Annotated in this window: 23 protein-coding genes and 1 tRNA gene; all 24 read left to right on the top strand. The window is 66.2% G+C overall.

Features of this window, described 5'->3' with window-relative positions:
- The first annotated feature begins 2 nt into the window (after positions 1-2).
- The 24 genes from NO900_RS00825 to NO900_RS00940 all read left to right on the top strand — a co-directional run bounded on the left by NO900_RS00825 (position 3) and on the right by NO900_RS00940 (position 17,712).
- The gene (locus NO900_RS00825; RefSeq protein WP_256407317.1) at positions 3-713 is read left to right on the top strand and encodes a 50S ribosomal protein L32e; all 711 of its coding nucleotides are present in this window, start codon (positions 3-5) and stop codon (positions 711-713) included.
- Positions 706-1,167, top strand: coding sequence for a 50S ribosomal protein L19e (locus NO900_RS00830; RefSeq protein ID WP_256407318.1), 462 nt, complete (start codon positions 706-708; stop codon positions 1,165-1,167). The genes NO900_RS00825 and NO900_RS00830 overlap by 8 nt, the downstream gene beginning before the upstream one ends.
- Positions 1,167-1,724, top strand: a complete 558-nt coding sequence (locus NO900_RS00835) for a 50S ribosomal protein L18 (protein ID WP_256407319.1) — start codon at positions 1,167-1,169, stop codon at positions 1,722-1,724. The genes NO900_RS00830 and NO900_RS00835 overlap by 1 nt, the downstream gene beginning before the upstream one ends.
- Entirely contained in the window at positions 1,717-2,364 is a 648-nt protein-coding gene (locus NO900_RS00840) for a 30S ribosomal protein S5 (protein WP_092566242.1), read from the top strand. The genes NO900_RS00835 and NO900_RS00840 overlap by 8 nt, the downstream gene beginning before the upstream one ends.
- Positions 2,364-2,828 (top strand): 50S ribosomal protein L30, encoded by a 465-nt coding sequence (locus NO900_RS00845; RefSeq protein WP_256407320.1) that lies wholly within the window; start codon positions 2,364-2,366, stop codon positions 2,826-2,828. The genes NO900_RS00840 and NO900_RS00845 overlap by 1 nt, the downstream gene beginning before the upstream one ends.
- Entirely contained in the window at positions 2,825-3,322 is a 498-nt protein-coding gene (locus tag NO900_RS00850; protein WP_256407321.1) for an uL15m family ribosomal protein, read from the top strand. Before NO900_RS00845 ends, NO900_RS00850 begins: the two co-directional genes overlap by 4 nt.
- Before the next feature lie 2 nt (positions 3,323-3,324).
- The gene (gene secY, locus NO900_RS00855) at positions 3,325-4,797 is read left to right on the top strand and encodes a preprotein translocase subunit SecY (RefSeq protein WP_256407322.1); all 1,473 of its coding nucleotides are present in this window, start codon (positions 3,325-3,327) and stop codon (positions 4,795-4,797) included.
- Positions 4,798-4,914: 117 nt separating this feature from the next.
- Complete coding sequence (locus NO900_RS00860; RefSeq protein ID WP_256407323.1) at positions 4,915-5,040, top strand: hypothetical protein; 126 nt, start codon at positions 4,915-4,917, stop codon at positions 5,038-5,040.
- Entirely contained in the window at positions 5,033-5,494 is a 462-nt protein-coding gene (locus NO900_RS00865; protein WP_256407324.1) for a hypothetical protein, read from the top strand. Before NO900_RS00860 ends, NO900_RS00865 begins: the two co-directional genes overlap by 8 nt.
- Positions 5,495-5,675: 181 nt before the next feature.
- Positions 5,676-7,769, top strand: coding sequence for a minichromosome maintenance protein MCM (locus NO900_RS00870; protein WP_256407325.1), 2,094 nt, complete (start codon positions 5,676-5,678; stop codon positions 7,767-7,769).
- Positions 7,769-8,221 (top strand): DUF8129 domain-containing protein, encoded by a 453-nt coding sequence (locus tag NO900_RS00875; protein WP_256407326.1) that lies wholly within the window; start codon positions 7,769-7,771, stop codon positions 8,219-8,221. Before NO900_RS00870 ends, NO900_RS00875 begins: the two co-directional genes overlap by 1 nt.
- Before the next feature lie 529 nt (positions 8,222-8,750).
- Complete coding sequence (locus NO900_RS00880) at positions 8,751-9,323, top strand: peptide ABC transporter substrate-binding protein (RefSeq protein WP_256407327.1); 573 nt, start codon at positions 8,751-8,753, stop codon at positions 9,321-9,323.
- The gene (locus NO900_RS00885) at positions 9,320-9,499 is read left to right on the top strand and encodes a hypothetical protein (RefSeq protein WP_256407328.1); all 180 of its coding nucleotides are present in this window, start codon (positions 9,320-9,322) and stop codon (positions 9,497-9,499) included. The genes NO900_RS00880 and NO900_RS00885 overlap by 4 nt, the downstream gene beginning before the upstream one ends.
- A tRNA-Phe gene (locus NO900_RS00890) sits at positions 9,490-9,563 on the top strand. The genes NO900_RS00885 and NO900_RS00890 overlap by 10 nt, the downstream gene beginning before the upstream one ends.
- A gap of 329 nt (positions 9,564-9,892) precedes the next feature.
- Positions 9,893-11,356 carry a helix-turn-helix domain-containing protein gene (locus tag NO900_RS00895; protein ID WP_256407329.1) on the top strand — a complete coding sequence of 488 codons (1,464 nt, stop codon included), beginning with the start codon at positions 9,893-9,895 and terminating at the stop codon, positions 11,354-11,356.
- Entirely contained in the window at positions 11,356-11,514 is a 159-nt protein-coding gene (locus NO900_RS00900; protein ID WP_256407330.1) for a hypothetical protein, read from the top strand. The genes NO900_RS00895 and NO900_RS00900 overlap by 1 nt, the downstream gene beginning before the upstream one ends.
- A 177-nt stretch (positions 11,515-11,691) precedes the next feature.
- Entirely contained in the window at positions 11,692-11,946 is a 255-nt protein-coding gene (locus NO900_RS00905) for a hypothetical protein (protein ID WP_256407331.1), read from the top strand.
- A complete protein-coding gene (locus NO900_RS00910; RefSeq protein ID WP_256407332.1) occupies positions 11,946-12,179 on the top strand; it encodes a hypothetical protein in 234 nt (77 codons plus the stop codon). Before NO900_RS00905 ends, NO900_RS00910 begins: the two co-directional genes overlap by 1 nt.
- A gap of 126 nt (positions 12,180-12,305) precedes the next feature.
- Positions 12,306-12,563, top strand: a complete 258-nt coding sequence (locus tag NO900_RS00915; RefSeq protein ID WP_256407333.1) for a hypothetical protein — start codon at positions 12,306-12,308, stop codon at positions 12,561-12,563.
- A gap of 13 nt (positions 12,564-12,576) precedes the next feature.
- Positions 12,577-12,954, top strand: coding sequence for a hypothetical protein (locus NO900_RS00920; RefSeq protein WP_256407334.1), 378 nt, complete (start codon positions 12,577-12,579; stop codon positions 12,952-12,954).
- A 120-nt stretch (positions 12,955-13,074) separates the two neighbouring features.
- Positions 13,075-13,761, top strand: a complete 687-nt coding sequence (locus NO900_RS00925) for a hypothetical protein (RefSeq protein WP_256407335.1) — start codon at positions 13,075-13,077, stop codon at positions 13,759-13,761.
- Positions 13,762-13,844: 83 nt separating this feature from the next.
- Positions 13,845-15,452, top strand: coding sequence for a hypothetical protein (locus NO900_RS00930; protein WP_256407336.1), 1,608 nt, complete (start codon positions 13,845-13,847; stop codon positions 15,450-15,452).
- A gap of 11 nt (positions 15,453-15,463) precedes the next feature.
- The gene (locus tag NO900_RS00935) at positions 15,464-15,643 is read left to right on the top strand and encodes a hypothetical protein (RefSeq protein ID WP_256407337.1); all 180 of its coding nucleotides are present in this window, start codon (positions 15,464-15,466) and stop codon (positions 15,641-15,643) included.
- Between the two features lie 8 nt (positions 15,644-15,651).
- Positions 15,652-17,712: a hypothetical protein gene (locus NO900_RS00940; RefSeq protein ID WP_256407338.1), complete on the top strand. Its 2,061-nt coding sequence runs from the start codon at positions 15,652-15,654 to the stop codon at positions 17,710-17,712.
- The last annotated feature ends 3 nt before the right edge of the window (positions 17,713-17,715 follow it).

The raw sequence follows: 17,715 nt of genomic DNA on the forward strand, positions 1-17,715 counted from the left end.
CGATGGCAGACGAACTGGAAGACATCAGCGGCGTCGGTCCCTCGAAGGCGGACGCCCTTCGCGAGGCCGGCTACGAGACGGTCGAGGACGTGAAGGCCGCCTCCCAATCGGAGCTCTCCGAGGTCGACGGCGTCGGCAACGCGCTCGCGGCGCGCATCAAGGCCGACGTCGGCGGGCTGGAGGTCGACGAGGAGGCGGACGCGGAGATCGAAGACGAGACCGAGGAGGAGGCGGCCGACGAGGCCGAATCCGACGAGGCGGTCGAGACGGAGCTTCGCCCCCGCGGCCACGCCGACAAGACGCCGGCGCTGGACGACGAGACCGCTCGCGCGCTCGCACAGAAGCACCGCGAGGGGAAACCGCAGTTCAACCGGCAGGACTACCACAAGAAGAAGCGGATCCCGACGTCGTGGCGCAAGCCGCGCGGCGGGCTCTCCAAGCAGCGCCGCCGCATGAAGGCGAAGGGGCCCGTCGTCGAGGCCGGCTTCCGCTCGCCGAAGGCGGCCCGCGACCTGCACCCGAGCGGCTTCGAGGAGGTCCGCGTGCACAACACGGACGACCTCGAGGGCGTCGACGGTGACACGCAGGCGGTGCGGATCGCCTCGAAGGTCGGCGGTCGCAAGCGCGAACTGATCGAAGACGAGGCGGCGGAGCGCGAGATCCGCGTGCTGAACCCGACCTACGTCGAAGTGGAGGTCGACGACGATGAGTGACCTGAAAGCACAGAAGCGGCTCGCGGCGGACGAGTTAGACGTCGGCAAGGGCCGCGTCTGGCTCGACCCCGAGGCACAGGAGGAGATCGAGGACGCCATCACGCGAGAGGACGTCCGCGAGCTCATCGAGCAGGGCACGATCCGCGCGAAGGACGCGAAGACGAACTCCCGCGGACAGGCCCGCGAGCGCGCCGAGAAGCGCTCGTACGGACACAAGTCCGGCGCCGGGACCCGGAAGGGGAAGGCCGGCGCGCGACAGAACACGAAGGACGACTGGAAGGCGCGGATCCGCGCGCAGCGCGCCCGCCTGAAGGAGCTCCGCGACGACGAGGACGTCCTCGACGCCAGCGAGTACCGCACGCTCTACAACAAGGCGAGCGGCGGCGAGTTCGAGGACGTGGCGCGACTGGAGGCGTACATCCAGACGCAGTACGGTTACGAGGTGACGGACTAATGGCGACAGGACCACGATACAAGGTGCCGATGCGGCGCCGCCGCGAGGTCCGGACGGATTACCATCAGAGGTTGCGCCTGCTGAAATCGGGCAAGCCTCGCCTGGTCGCTCGGGTGAGCAACGCTCACGTCAGGGCGCAGCTGGTGACTCCCGGACCCGACGGCGACGAGACCCACGCGGCCGCCTCCAGCGAGGACCTCGCTGCGTACGGCTGGGAGGCCCCTACGGGGAACCTCCCCAGCGCGTACCTCACGGGGTACCTCGCGGGGGCCCGCGCCGTCGACGCCGGCCTCGACGAGGCCGTCCTCGACATCGGGCTCAACACGGCGACGCCCGGCAACAAGACGTTCGCAGTACAGGAAGGAGCGATCGACGCCGGCCTCGAGATCCCGCACAACGACGGCGTGCTGGCCGACTGGTCGCGTACGCGAGGCGAGCACATCGCCGCGTACGACGAGCAGCTCGACGAGCCGCTGTACGGCGGCGAGTTCGACGCGGCCGACGTACCCGAGCACTTCGACGACGTGCTCGCGACAATCCAGGAGGACCATGAGTAGACACAACGACGGCTGGGAACCGCGGACGCGACTCGGCCGCAAGGTGCAGAACGGCGACATCTCGTCAATGGAACAGGCGCTCGACTCCGGCCTCCCGCTGAAGGAGGCCGAGATCGTCGACCAGCTCCTCCCGGGGCTGGAAGACGAGGTGCTGGACATCAACATGGTCCAGCGCATGACCGACTCCGGCCGCCGCGTGAAGTTCCGCTGCGTGGTCGCCGTGGGCAACCGCGACGGCTATCTCGGCTACGCGCAGGCCCGGGACGACCAGGTCGGCGGCGCCATCCAGAAGGCGATCGACGTCGCGAAGCTGAACATCATCTCCGTCGACCGCGGCTCCGGCTCCTGGGAGGACCAGCCCGGCGGCACCAACTCCCTGACCCGGACGGCGACCGGGAAGGCCGGCTCCGTCACGGTCGAGATCAAGCCGGCCCCGCAGGGGCTGGGCCTCGCGGCCGCGGAGACGGTCCGGAACATCTTAGAGCTCGCCGGCGTCGAGGACGCCTGGACGAACTCCGACGGCAACACCCGCACCACGGTGAACCTCGCGAAGGCGACGTTCAACGCCTTGGAGAACGCGGCGCAGTCCCGCACTCCCCAGCACGCGCGCGAGGTCCACTACGACGAGGTGAGCGAGTGATGCAGGCGATCGTCCAGCTCCGCGGCGACGTCAACCTCGAGTACGGCGTCGAGGACACGCTCGACATGCTGAACGTCGGGCGCGTCAACCACGCGACGTTCGTCCCCGAGACGGACTCGTACCGCGGCATGATCACGAAGGTCAACGACGTCGTCGCGTTCGGGGAACCGAGCGTCGACGCGGTCGCGACCACCATCGCGCGACGCGGCGAGCCCCTGGAGGGCTCGGCCGATGTCGACGACGAGTGGATCGAATCGAACACCGACTACGCCGACCTGGAGGCGCTGGCGGAGGCGCTCGTCGACGAGGAGACGACCCTGCGCGAGCAGGGCCTCTCGCCGACGCTCCGGCTCCACGCGCCCCGCGGCGGTCACGAGGGAATCAAGCATCCCGTGATCGAGGGCGGCGAACTCGGGAGACACACGACCGAGGAGATCGACGACCTCCTGGAGGCGATGCGATGACGAGCAAGAAACGGCGACAGCGCGGGTCTCGCACCCACGGCGGCGGCACGCACAAGAACCGGCGCGGCGCCGGTCACCGCGGCGGCCGCGGCGCGGCCGGCCGCGCGAAACACGAGTTCCACAACTACGGACCGCTCGGCAAGTACGGCTTCAAGCGGCCCGAGGACGCGCAGACGGACGTCCTCGAAGTCAAGGTCCAGAAGCTCGACGAGGACGCGGCGCTGTACGCCGCGGAGGGCCTCGCCGAGGAGGACGGCGACGCGTACGTGATCGACGCGCGCGACGTCGTCGACGACGGCCGCGACGCCGACGTGGTGAAGGTGCTCGGCGGCGGACAGGTCCGCCGCGAGCTCCACGTCACGGCCGACGCGTTCACCGCCGGCGCGGTCGAACTGATCGAGGAGGCCGGCGGCGAGGCGACGCTCTCCGAGCGCGCCGAGGAGGCCGCCGCCGAATCAGAAAACACTTCAGACGACGAGACTGACGAGGCGTAATCATGAGCTGGAAGGAGGCCGCCGAACCGGTGCTCTCGCGGATGCCCGTCGTGGAGCGACCGGCGGGGCACGTCCCGTTCAAACGGAAGCTCACGTGGACGGCCGGCATCCTGGTCGTCTACTTCTTCCTGACCAACATCAACCCGTTCGGGTTGGCGGTCGGACAGGGATCCGACTTCTTCGGGCAGTTCCGGTCGGTGCTCGCCGGCTCGTCCGGCTCGCTGTTACAGGTCGGTATCGGACCGATCGTCACGGCGTCCATCGTCCTCCAGCTGTTGGGCGGTGCGAACCTCCTCGGACTCGACACCGACGACCCGCGCGACCAGGTCCTGTATCAGGGCCTCCAGAAGCTGTTGGTGATCATCGTGACGGCGCTGACGGCGGCGCCGATGGTGTTCACCGGCGGGTTCCTGCCCGCGGATTCGGCCGTCGGGCAGGCGCTCGGTATCGGGACGTTCGGCGTTCAGGCGCTGATCTTCGCGCAGATCTTCGTCGGCGGCGTCCTCCTTCTGTTCATGGACGAGATCGTGAGCAAGTGGGGCGTCGGCTCCGGCGTCGGGCTGTTCATCATCGCGTCGGTGAGCCAGCAGATCGTCGGCGGCTTCTTCAGCTTCTCCGCGCTCGGTGCGCGGGGCTTCCTGGCGAACTGGTACGCGATCGCCACGGGCGGCACCGAGCTGGGGTCGCCGTTCACCGCCGGCGGGATCGACTCGCTGCTGTTCGCGCCCGGAAACCTCCTCGCGCTGTTCACGACGGTGTTCATCTTCGGGATCGTCGTCTACGCGGAGTCGGTCCGCGTCGAGATCCCGCTGTCGCACGCCCGGGTGAAGGGCGCGCGCGGCCGGTTCCCGGTGAAGCTCATCTACGCGTCCGTCCTGCCGATGATCCTCGTCCGCGCGCTGCAGGCGAACATCCAGTTCGTCGGGCAGCTCCTCTCCTCGCAGTGGGCGGGGATGCCGGCCTGGCTGGGGATGTACAGCGATCAGGGACAGCCCACGTCCGGGCTGTTCTACTACCTGAACCCCATCCAGCAGCCGGAGCAGTGGATGTGGTTCCGCGGCACGGCGACCGGCGAACCGTGGATGATCGCGATCCGGCTCGGGATCGACCTCACCTTCATGATCGTCGGCGGGGCGATCTTCGCCATCTTCTGGGTCGAGACGACCGGGATGGGCCCGGAGGCGACCGCCAAGCAGATCCAGAACTCCGGGATGCAGATCCCCGGCTTCCGCCGGAACCCGCAGGTCGTCGAGAAGGTGATGGAGCGGTACATCCCGCAGGTGACCGTCATCGGCGGCGCACTCGTCGGGTTCCTCGCCGTGATGGCGAACCTGCTCGGCACCATCGGTTCGGTCTCCGGGACCGGCCTGCTGCTCGCGGTCTCGATCACGTACAAGCTGTACGAGGAGATCGCCGAGGAGCAGCTGATGGAGATGCACCCGATGATGCGCCAGATGTTCGGCTCAGACGACTGAATATCCGCGGGCCTTAGGCCCGCTAACGGTTTCTCTTTCTTTCTTAGCAAACCGAAGAGACGTATCCGGATATCCTGATCAGACACCGCTAGCAGCTGCTCCGGGGGTGACGGCCTGATGGCGGTCTGTACCGCCCTCGGCTGTACCGCCGACGCCGAGGTCGTCATCCGCCTTGACGACGGCCGCGAACGTCCCGTCTGCCCCGACGACGCCGACGCGGGCGAGGTGGTCGACGATGTCTGACGAGGATGTCTCCGCCCGTGACGCGCTCGCAATCGCGCAGCGAGCGCTCGCGAAGGCCAACCGCGTGGACGACCTCGAAGACGAGATCAACGAACTCCAGGAAGAGGTGGCCGTGCTGGAGCTCCGGCTCTCGGAGTTCGACGACGATCGTGATTACCAGCAGCTGAGCCGCGCCGAGCGTGTCGGCCTCGTCCGCGAGCACGCCTTCCAGAAGGCCACGGCCGGGAGCGGCGTCGCCGCGCTCGACTACGACGACATCAAGTGGGAGGTGTTCGAGGGCGAACCCTCGGCGGACTACTGCTACACGTTGATGCAGCTCGCCGCCGACGTCCGCGGCTTCGAAGTACGGACGCCGGCGAACGGCAACCGCAGCCTCACCGTCGACGCCCAGGAGGCGAAGCGCGGTGCCGTGTTTTCGTCCGCGAATAAAACCGCCTCGGAGGAGGTGCGCTAGCGATGGCGGTCTTCTCCCGTGGGATTCCGCCGCCGCTTGTACTCCTCATAGATCACCACAAGCAGCGCTGTGTAAGCAATGGTCCGTTAGCTGTGAGGCCGTCGTTCTGGCCGGCGTCTGGCCGGCGTCGTTCGACGGTCCGAGCGGTTGGACGGGCTTTATTCGCGGACAAAAACCCACGATGTCCACCACCCACGACCGACGCAAGGAGAACGAGACGCTGACTGAGACGCTGATCCGGTTCTACCGGGAACGGTACCGTGACGCGGTCGGCACGCTCGCCCAGCGGTACGATGACCAGAAGTCACTCGTCATCGACTACGACGAGCTCTACGAGTTCGACCGGGAGATCGCCGAGGACGTCCTCACAAAGCCCGGGGAGATGGGCGAGTACCTGGAGGAAGCGCTCCGCAACTACGACCTCCCGGCTGATGTCGACCTCGCGAACGCGCACGTCCGCGTGTCGAACCTGCCGCCCGAGCACACCTACTACCCGGGCGGGTTCTCCCCGACGGACCAGGCGAGTAACTACCGTGCGATCACGGGCGAGGTGTCGAAGGTCACCGACGAGTACTCGAAGATCGTCGAGGCGGCGTTCGAGTGCCAGCGCTGCGGGACGATGACCTACATCGCCCAGAGCGACTCAGGCTTCCAGGAACCGCACGAGTGCCAGGGCTGTGAGCGACAGGGCCCCTTCCGCGTCAACTTCGACCAGTCGGGGTTCGTCGACGCCCAGCAGTTCCGCCTCGCGACGCCGCCGGAGATCGCCGAGGGGAGCGGCACCGAGATCGACGTCTTCGTCGAGGACGACCTCGCCGATATCGTCACCGCGGGCGACCGCGTCACCGTCGCCGGGACGATCCACCTTGAGCAGCAGACGCAGGGCAACCAGAAGACCGGGAAGTTCGAGCCGTACGTCGACGCCGGCGCGCTCGCCGTCGACGAGACGGACCACACCGACGTGGATACCACGCCCGAGGAGCGCGAACGCATTCACGAGCTCGCGGACGGCGCCGAGGGTGACCCGCTCGACCTCGCAGCCGAGTCGCTCGCGCCGAAGATCCACGGCAACGACGCGATCAAGCGCGTGCTCATCCTCGCGATGGTCGGCGGGTCGAAGACGGTCTACCCTGACGGCACCCACGACCGCGGCGAGTTCCACGTCCTCCTGCTGGGCGACCCCGGCACCGCGAAGTCGAAGCTTATCGACCGCGTCGAAGACCTCGGGTGGCGGACGGTCGGCGTGAGTGGGAAGGGCGCGACTGTCGCCGGCGTCACCGCCTCCGCCGTCCAGGACGACTTCGGCGACGGCGGCTCTGCGCTCGAAGCGGGCGCGTTCGTGAAGGCACACAAGGGCGCCGTCTGTGTCGACGAGCTCGACGACATGCCGGCCGACGTCCGCGCGGCGATGCTCGACCCGATGAGCAAACAGCGGATCTCCGTCAACAAGTGGGGGATCAACGCGACGCTCCGGACGGAGACGGCAGTGGTCGCGGCGGGCAACCCCAAGTACGGACGGTTCAACCCGTACGAGAACGTCCAGGACCAGTTCGACTTCGAGAGCAACCTCCTGAGTCGGTTCGACCTCGTGTTCACGCTCACTGACCAACCCGACCCCGAGCGTGACAGTACGATCTCCCGGCACATCCTCGACGCTCGCGACGCCGCGAAGCGGCAGATGGCGGGGCTGGATGTCGCCGATGAGGTCGCCGAGACGATCGCGACGCCGGTCGATCGTGACCTCCTCCGGAAGTGGATCGCCCTCGCGAAACAGCAGCCTGAGCCGGTGTTCGCAAGCCAGGAGGTGAAAGAGTGGCTCGACGAGAGCTTCACCGACCTGCGCTCGCTGAACGGCTACGACGAGGAGTCACCTGTCCCGGTGACGTTCCGGAAACTGGAGGGGATCGTCCGCATCGCGGAAGCGGCGGCGAAGTTCGAGTTCTCGGAGACCATCGAGATGCGCCACGTCCAGTTCGCGACGAACGTCGTCGGCGAATCGATGCGCGACTACGGCACCGATGAGGATGGCGTCTACGACGCGGACGTCCAGGAGACGGGCCGCTCGATGAGCCAAAAGCAGAAGATCAAGCTCCTAGAGCAGACGGTCACCGACCTCCAGCCGGACACCGCGGGCGGCGCCGAGATCGGCGACGTCGTCGATGCACTCGAAGATGAGGGGATCCAGTCGCCGTGGGACCTCATCGAGGCCGCAAAGAACGATGGTCGCGCCTACGAGCCGGGCGGTGGCGGCATCCGCTGGGTGGGTGATGCTTGATGCCGGCGACCACCCAGCACAACGAGCAGGCGACCGAGGTGCCGGACCTCAACGCCACAGAAAGCGAGCGCCTCGGCGAGAATCCGGCGCGGTTCCTCGTCGAGGACGTCGCCGCGGACAACGGCGACGGCACCACGGGCGAGCTCATCTTCGCTCGGATTCGCGGGATTGTCTCGACCGAGCTCGTCGACTACTGGCTCGGCGTCGAACGTTGGCTGGCGATGCAGGACGACCGTGAGCCGCGCGATCGCGTCATCGACGCGCTCGAAGCGCGGAAGGCCGAGCTCGACGAACACGGCGAGGGGCTCGCGCAGGCCGGGCTCTCACCCGCAGAGCGCCGCGAGCGGGCCGCCAAGCGTGACGCCGAGTCCGTGGCGGTGCTTGTCGACGAAGACGGCGAGGAGGTCTCCTGGAGTCGCCAGCGCGGCGCCGTCGTGGGGGCCAATTCGTGACGCCGTACTACAGCTGCGACGAGTGCTTCGCCTATTTCGCGACCGAGCGCCAGCGCGACTGTCACGAGGAGCGCGTCCACGGAGGCGACGATGAGTGATGTCGCTGTCAGTGATCTCGATGCTCACACTCGCGACCAGCTCGCTGAGCTCCCATGGTCGTCAACAGTCGTCTATCTCGAATTAAAAGCGGCATCCGGGCCCCGAACCGTCCGGAAGCTCGCTTACGACCTGTGTCGTTCGGAGCGGACGGTGCTGAGTGCGCTCCGCCGACTCCATCAGGCAGGACTCGTCTCCTGTGATCCACGTCATGAGGATCCACCGACGTCTGAATGGAGTGTTGCCGAGTGATCGCAGGATCTGCGCTCGGGGGTTCGTATAAGAGTTTGGCCAAGCAACACACGGGTGACGACAGCCGGGTGACCGGCGCGGCCGGGTGCCAGCACCAGAGGCGATCGGGCTGATGACGGCACCACACCCGCCGCGACACGACAGGACCGGAGAGACGGTTGGTCGTGAGTTTTTTGCAACTATGCCTGAGCAACCCGCCTACCACGAGCACGTGCTCGACGCATCGGACGTGTGTAACTCCTGTCACAGAGTCATCCGCGTCGAGCGGCAGAACCCGACACGCGGCGGGCTCACGCGGGAGTACGAGACCCATCACGAACGCCATCGTGATCACACGGTCGTCGACTACGGGCCCGCGGATACCGTCAGCGACCAACAGGGCACGTTCTGCGACCGCTGCGGGACCGAATCACCCTGGGACCGCTACTGGGACGATCACCGGACCGATGCCCACGAACTCGCGACCGCGCTCGGATGGCTCGACGACACCGACGAGCCCGCCACGACCCCCTGCCAGGAGCGCGCGGTCTCGCCGGCGAAGTTCCGCGAACTCCTCAAAGCGACCATCCGGACACTCGACGAGAAGGGTGTCACCCTCCATCGTAAGACGCTCGCTCGGGAGGCACTCCGCCGCCGTCGCGACGGCGAACACGTCGACGACTGTCTCGGCGAGGCGACCGAGGCGGCCATCCGACGCGCCGTCACGCGGGAGGACGCCGCCCCCGACCAGGTGCGAGGTGAGCTCCCGGCATGAGCGCCTCGCAGTACGACCGTGTTGCGTTCCCGTTCGGCGACCGGCAACTCGAGGGCGACGTCGTGGGGTTCGAGCCCGCTGGCGACGTGCGCGGCCCGGACGGTCTCCTGATCGTCGACGTGGACGGGCTGACGTACCGAACGACAGAGTCCGACGCGGAGCGACCGGATCGATAGCTCAGTCTGGGAGAGCTCGACGCTGAAGACGTCGCACGCCTCGGTTCGAATCCGAGTCGATCCATCTCCTGAGGGCGTGGTTCTCACTCGGCTTTTCTCCGAGGGGGCCCAGACCAGGTCAGCGCCCGAGGGAGTGCAGCGCCACACGAGCGACCGGCAGCCACGCGGCGAGATCGTGACATGCTCGTCCTTCGTGAGGACATTCGCGTCGATCGTTCCGTTCGGTTCGGTTCAAACCTGCCAAGTCCGGTCGCCTTGCCGTGCCTGTGGAGGTGACAGACGCCCCTATTGGGAGTGGCGAGATCCAAGCCCTCTACGGGGCTACCCTGTCCGGGGTTCGACTCCCCGCGCGGCCGTTCGAGACGCAGTAACACCCCTCCGTTTCACCTCCAGATGGACGACGACACACCTGAGTTCACCGAGCGCCAGCGCGACCTCCTGGAGATGCTCCCGGCGACGTCCCGGGATATCGCCGAGGAGTTCGACGTTGCGCTGACGACCGTCGAGTCGCATCGCAACGCGCTAAAGGATAAGGGCGTCCCGCTGGAGTTCGACCGCGAGACGAACGAGTGGTTCGTTGACGGCTCGCCAGGCTGGAAGGCCAGCGCTGCCGATCAGGACGATGGAGACGACGACGAGGACACCACGTTTCCGGAGGAACCAGACCCGTCCGACCTGACGGAACGCGAGCGGTACATCCTCCATCAGCTCCAAACCGCGACTGACACGGAGGAGCTCGCCGAGGACCTCGGTGAGTCGCCGTCGGTCGTCGAGAGCTACTTCCAGACGCTCGAAGCGAAGGGGTGGCAGATATACCACGACGAGACGGCCGACCTCTTCGAGATCGAAGGCGACCACACGCTCCGGTCGAGCGAACACAAGGGCACTCGCACCCGGAAAGCAAACCGCTGGTGGGAGAAGCGTCACAACGAGCTCGTCAAGGCGTGGAAGCGGATCGACACGCCGGAGATCGAGACGACAGCCACGGACGGCAACGAGGACTGGGTAGTCCACATGACGGACCTCCACGCCGGCGACCTCGTCCGTGGGTACGACGACTCGGTCGTCCACCAGAGTGAGGACCTCCCACCGATCATCGACTACATCACGGATCGGTCACTTGCTCTCAAGGAAAAGCACGGGAGCGCCTACGACACGGCGTACCTGCTCTGGGGTGGCGACTTCGTCACCAATGAGGGCATCTACGAGGGCCAACACGAGAACCTCGACCAGTGGCTCGACGAGCAGACCGACACGCTCCACCCGCCGCTGATGCGGCAGGTGAAAGCCTACTCGCAGGCGTTCGACAACGTCGTCATCATCTGCCAGGCGGGCAACCACGGCGACATCCGCGCGTCCGGCTCCTCGAAACAGGCCAACGCCGACCTCCTCCTCTACAAGTCGATCCGGAACGCGGTCGGCGAGCTCGCGGAGGTCGGCTACTGTGAGAACGTCGGGTTCAACATCGGCCGGGCAGGGTCGCCGACACCGTTCTGGCTCCGCGACGGCGCGATCCACGGCCAGCTCCGCCACGGCCAGGACCGGAAGCCGCAGGCGGAGACGTCGTCGCGAAAGAAGGAGTGGCTCTCGACGGTCGTCGACTCGCTCAACTTCGGGCAGGCGGTCGACATCATCTGGATGGGCCACTATCACGTGAGCGGCAGGATCCCGTGGAACGGCCCGCCGATCTTCGTCACGGCGTCGCCGCTGCCCGTCGGTGAGTACCCGCGGAAGCTCGGTGAGGTTGACGGGCTCAACGAGCCGGACATCGCGACGTGTCACGGCGTGAGCGACGACGGCGTCACCGGCGTGTTCCCGATCGACCCGCGGAAGTTCGACGGGAAAATCGGAGAATGATGCATCAGGACCCCACCGCCTCACACCAGTTCGACACGGACACGGTGTCCGTCGTCACGACTGAGGGCGAGGCGAGCCCGCTCGCGTTCTACGACCCGTCGAGCTCCCGCGCGTGGTTGACGATGCGCGACCCGCTCGACCTGCGCGCCTACCGCTAGGACCATGACTCGAACAGATGTCCCTCGACCGTCGACGTACAGACCGAATCGGTGCTCCGAGTGCGGCTGCCGGCTGGACTCCGAGAGACCATGCCAGTGTCAGCCCCTGATGGATGTCTCATGACGCCACCTCTCAGCGACCCTCAAGACGAGGCCCACTGCCTCGCGAAGTCCATCATGCCTAACGGACATCGACCCCTCGCAAGCATCACCGCTGGCGCGCTCGTGCTCGTGTGGCTCGCCATCACGCTGTCACTCACGTTTGAGGGGATCGAGGCGGTGGCCCCGCCGTACTACGGGATTTTTACAGCGCTGGTGTTCTTACTTGTCGGGAGACTCTGGGGTATCGAGCGCGAGCTGATGGAGGCGGCCGCCGACTCGCTTCCGATCAGCATCGACCTCAGCCAAGAGGACACGCAAGACGAGGACTAATGCAAGAGAAGCCTATCCGAACGCTTGTCGCTGGCGTCATCATCCTCGCGTTTTTCGGAACGTGGCTCGGGATGGAGTGGACCGGCCGCGAAGCTGACACGCTGATCCTGCTCGGCGCTGTCGCGATCGTGCTCGGCGCTGGCTATCACCTCTGGGACGACTCAATGGGCGAGGGCGTCGCCGCCGCTCAAGAGCTCCAAGGCGACGAGGAGAGCAGCGACGAGGGCGAGTGATGGCGTGGACCTGCTCCGAGTGCGACACGCAGTACTTGTTCGATGCGCCATCGAAGTGGCAATCGGGCGCTGACGAGGACGACGGACCGGTCTGCAGTGACTGTCGCGAGGAGTAATTACGTAATTATGACCACGACCATCTCGCTCCCGGACGACGTCGTCGACGAGCTTGACGCGTTGCTTCCGGACGACGACCGGACCCGCGCCGAGCAGTTCCAAGAGGTTGTTCTCCCAGCGCTCCGGGGCGACAACGTTGAGATCGTCCACGAGGCAGACGCCGACGCCGAGGTCCTTGAGCGCCTCGGCGAGCTGGAGAACCGGATCGAAGAGGTTCCGACACTCACGTCGTCGAAGGTCGTCACGGATCTCCAGTCGGCGCGCTAGTAATTACGTAATTATGCTCTCAGAGGAACACCAGCGCCCGGCAACACTGGTCAACCGCATCCGCTGCTGGCTTAGCTTCCACTCGTGGGAGCGTGTCCGCTGTCACGACTGCCGCGAAGACCGGCTTGTCCGGCAGGCCTTCGAAGACCGCGACGCACCGGCCCAGAAGTGTGGCGGGTGCGGGTCGCCGTCACTGTGGCCGATCGAGCGCCAGTCGTCGGCGGCGTTCTGTCCCGGTTGCGACCACGACCTCCTGCATCAGAAGGACGCGACGATCGACGAACGCGACGACGAAGCCACCGAGTTCACCTGCCAGTACTGCGGGACGACGTCTGGCTGGCTGCTCGGTGCGCCCGCGCCGATCCGACTCGACATCGAGAAGCTACGGTGAATTCACGAATTCACTGTTTGCTGACACACCCGACACCGGCATCGTGATGTCGACGCTATCCACGACGGCCCCCATTTAAAATATAAAACCCGCCAGGACGCTGCGGGACGCTTCTACCCCATGAGCAACAGAGACCGCCGAGTCAACCTCGCGCTAAAGTGGCACTATCTCGACAATCTCTCAGCCAAAGAGGTTCGAGACCGCTTCGAGCGCGAAGGGATCGCTGACCTGACGACGTCGACGATCCGGAACTACCTCAACGAGAAGCCGAAGGAAGAGATAATCCAGGCGATCGAAGAGGAGAACGCGAACGTTCGTCTCCAAGCCGCCGAACGGTTTGAGCGACTCTACCAGCAGGCGATCGAGGACCACGACGAACTCGCCGTCGACGACGAGCCGGTGTTGGCGATGGTCCCGCAGATGGAGGTCAACGAGGGCGAGACCGATCTCCGTGTTTCCGACTGGGAGCAGCTCGACCCCGACGACGACCGATGGCCCGAGTGGGCTGACGAACGCGACATCCCGATCGCGTTCACGAACGACCCTCGCCACATCCAGCCGGGCGAGGAGTACCCCGTCGGCGCGAAGCGTGGACGTCGCCCCGAGTACCGAAAAGCCGTCGTCGGCCTTCAGCGCGATCAGCCTGACCGCGTCGGGCGGAGCTACGCCCGCCAAGAGGCCGCCTCCCACATGCGCGAGAAGGCGGACGTCCTCGGCATCTACGAGACCGACATCAACCTGAACACCGACCTAGAGGGCGCGCTCCTTGAGTCGCTGAAAGGTGCGTACGAGGGCGACGATGACTGACTGGGAGAAGGTTCAGGAAGGCGCGTTCTACGAAATCCTCGCCGAGCAAGTGGATGAGGGTTACTTCGACACGGAGGACGACGATGAGTAGCACCCCAGCCACCACCGACGACGTCGACGGCGACGGGCCGTCCGTTCGTCCCCCGGAGCACTACGCCACTCGGGCCAAGCGTGGCGACGAGACGTGGCTCGAAGACGCCATCGAGGACTATCTCGGGCTCACGGTCACGGCGGCCCAGCAGCGCATCTGCCGGGCGCTCGTCAACAACGAGAAGGTGGTCGTCGTCACGGCGAACGGGCTGGGGAAGTCGTACATCCTCGCAGCGATCGTCAACGTCTGGCTGCTGACGAAGTACCCGGCGATCGCCTTCGGGACGAGCGGGACGTACGCCAAGCTGAAGCGGACGTTCTGTAAGCCGATCGAGGCGCTTCACGACAACGCACTCGAAGGCGTCGGCCTGCCGGGGACGTACAAGCAACAGCCGCCGCGCATCGAGATCGACGGCGAGCCCGAACACTACTTCGAGGCGGCCAGTCCCGAGGACGCCGGCGAGCTCGAAGGCGTCCACACGGCCTACACGCTCGGCATCATCGAGGAGGCCGACAAGAAGGCGATCGACAAAGACGTCCTCGACGCGATGACGTCGCTGGTGACCGACCACCGCGACCGTCTCATCGCTATCTCGAACCCGCCGGTCGACTCGACGAACGTCGTCGCGGACCTGATGGACGATCCGACGTGGGAGACAGTCCAGCTGTCGAGCTTCGAGAGCCACAACGTCCAGGTCGAGACAGGTGAGGCAGACGGGCCGCTGATCGACGGGCTGGCCACGCTGGGGAAGATCCGCGACGACTGGGAGAGCTTCAACGATGAGCCGTGGCCGGGCATCGAGCAGGCGCGGACGGCACACGAGCGACAGAAAGGCCTCGACACGCGATGGTACCGCCGGCGTGCGGGTGTCATCCCGCCGGACACAGCCAGTGCGTACCGGCCGTACAAGGCGAACACGGCGAAGCAGGCGTACACGGATCCGGCCGCGACGAACTACTTCGGCTCGGCCGACACGACCAACCGGCCGCTCGGGACCGGGATCGACGTCGCCGGCCCGGGCAGTGACCGGACGGTCGCGATCACCTACTTCCGGAACGGCGACTTCGAGGTTCGCTACACGACGCAGGATGCGGACTACCCGGCGCAGGAGACGGCGCTCATGCACGACTCGCGGCTCGGCGGCGACCGTTACCACCCGGTCGCCGTGGACGCCTCGGGCGAGGGGAGCGGCCTCGCGAGCTACCTCGACGACCGGCTGCCCGACGTCCACCGCTTCGGGAGCGATAAGAAGCCGCTCACGGAGGGCACGGACGACGACAACCCGTACGGCCTCGTGAACTACGCCTCGCAGCGGGCGGAGGCGCTGGCCGCTCTCGGCGACGTCCTCCCGGATGCGACGTACATCGACACGGACCTCCGCGAGGAGCTGGTCATCGGCGGCCGGACGATCGAGTACGGCACGAAGACGATCGACTCGCGGGGTGAGCACGGCGCGGAGGTCGTGACGGTCAACTCCAAAGAAAAGGTCGAGGAGCGACTCGGTCGGTCGCCGGACTTCCTTGACGCAGCGGCACAGGCAGTCTGGGCGGCCGAGTGTACCGACGGCGGCTTCGACCCGGACGATGCCATCGTGTTCTAATTCAACCAATCATGCAGGTAACAGTACTCTGGACGAGAGACACAGCCGACGCACAGGGCCGTGAAACGACGTGGGCAGGGATTGACTGGGTCGACGAGTATCCTGACGAGCTCAAGCTCCACCCGACCGACAGCGAGCACCCGGTCGTGGTTGATCGCGACCACGTGGCTGCGTACAACCGGACGGAGTGACCTGACCAATGCGTGATGCTTCCACTGGCCGGTCGGTCCCCGACGACACGACGGCAGCGCTCGCCGATGGGGACGGCGACGACGACGCTGAGGCGCAGCCCCAGGCCCGGGACAAGCAACCGATCCTCATCGGCAGTCGCGAACACACGGCAGAGCCGGATCAGGATGACATCCAGCAGTGGATCGACGCGTACGACAACAACCCACTGATCCGTGTTCCGGTCCAGAACTTCGCGTCTGACGTCCTCGAACCGGGCGTGTCGGTGATCCTCGACGCACGGCTGCCGGGTGGTGAGGCTGACACACCGACTGTCCCCAGCGACTACCCTGACTCGGAGTATCAGGGGATGGATCTCGATGACGCGCTCGAACGCTGGCTCGCAGAGAGCTACGTCGACGGCTGGGACTTCGACGCCTCGGCGGTTGACCTTCTTGAGGCTGTCGTCAAGGACCGGCGTGGCCGTCGCGGAACCGCGATCGTCGAACACGCGTGGGGCGAGCCGACCGACCGGAAACGCTTGCTCGCCCTCCGGCCGATCAAGACGGAGTCGGTCACGGCCTACACTCGCGAAGGGAAGAACATCGTGCTCCGCCCGGACGACGAGACTAACGACTTCGAGTCGGTCGCCATCCAGAACCTCGGCGACAACTCGCGTGAGGCGGCTCCGGAGACGCCGGCGGGCAAGACCGCGGCGATCGCCCAGTACGACGACGTCTTCGGGACGGACGAACGGGATGAGATCCCCTTTGCACTCGACGACATCACTGTGTCCGCGTATGACGCCGACACGGGCTCGCTGTTCGGTCGTCCGGACTCAGCGTCGGTTGTTGGTCGGGCCCAGGCAGTCTACAACAAACTCGAACACATCGACCAGGCGATCTTGAACACGGCATTCGCGAACATCATCGCGAAGGTCGACACTGACGATCGCGAGCTCGCCAAGAAAATCCGGAGCGACCTCGACGTCAACTCGCCGGATACGGTGTCGGGGACGAACGTTCCGGTCGAGATCCAAGAGCTCGAAGGGGCAGTCCCGGATGCAGTCGCGCAGATCCAACAGGAGATCGAGATGGTGCTTGCGGCGATGCCGACGCCGCTGTACCGAGTCGGGTTCGCCGGCGACATCAATCGCGACATCACGAAAGAGCAGCGCGAGGACTACCGCGACGAAGTCGAACGCGAGCGCAACCGGTTGGAGGCAGACCTTCAGAAGCCGCTGATACAGAAGGCCAAAGAGTTCCTCTACGGCGACGCACACAGCGACAAGTCGCTTGACGTCGTCCCACGGCTCCAGATCCGCCCGGAGGATGCGGAGTCGCCGCTGCGCAACGAGGAGTTCGATCCGGAGGCGTTCGCCTCGCTGATGAACGGGCTGGCGACGGCGGCGGGTCCGAAGGGCGGTGCCGATGTCATCATCCCGCGTGAGGAGATCGTCGGGACTATCCTCGAGATGGACACCGACGAGATACTCGACGGCGATGGCGAGGCGGCCGAGCTCGAAGCGCTCGATGAAGCCGACCCGCGTGTTCGGGCGGCGTTTGACGAGTTCACTGGGGCGTCACTGGCTACACCATCGGACTCGCCGGATGACAACCACGTGTTCGGCCCGGCGACGAACGGCGTCTCGTATCGCCTCGAGGCTGACGAAGCGTACTGTGAGCGCGAGGGTGAGCAGTTCGAGCAGTTCGACGAGGCCGACACCGATGCGAACGGACGCCGGCTCTGTCCGTACTGTGGCGATCCGCTCCAAGAGTATGACAAAGCCTACAACGCGCACCTCGCTGACGGTGGTGTCTACTTCGGCAACGTCGGGGGCGACCCCTTCGAGGACCAAGACACGCTTGAGGCGTTCCTCGATGCACTCGATGATGCAGCTGCTGGCGCGGTCGAGGTCGGGGACACCGAGTGGCCGGCGGACGACTACAGCATCCACGATCGCACGGTGACGGCCGCCGGGATCACACCGTCCGAGGCAACCACCATCTGGGAAGAGCATGCGGACAAGGCCGCCGGGCTGATGGGTCCACGACCTACGGCAGAACTCGCTACACGGTACACTCCCGGGTGACTG

The organism is Halorubrum rutilum (genome assembly GCF_024494565.1).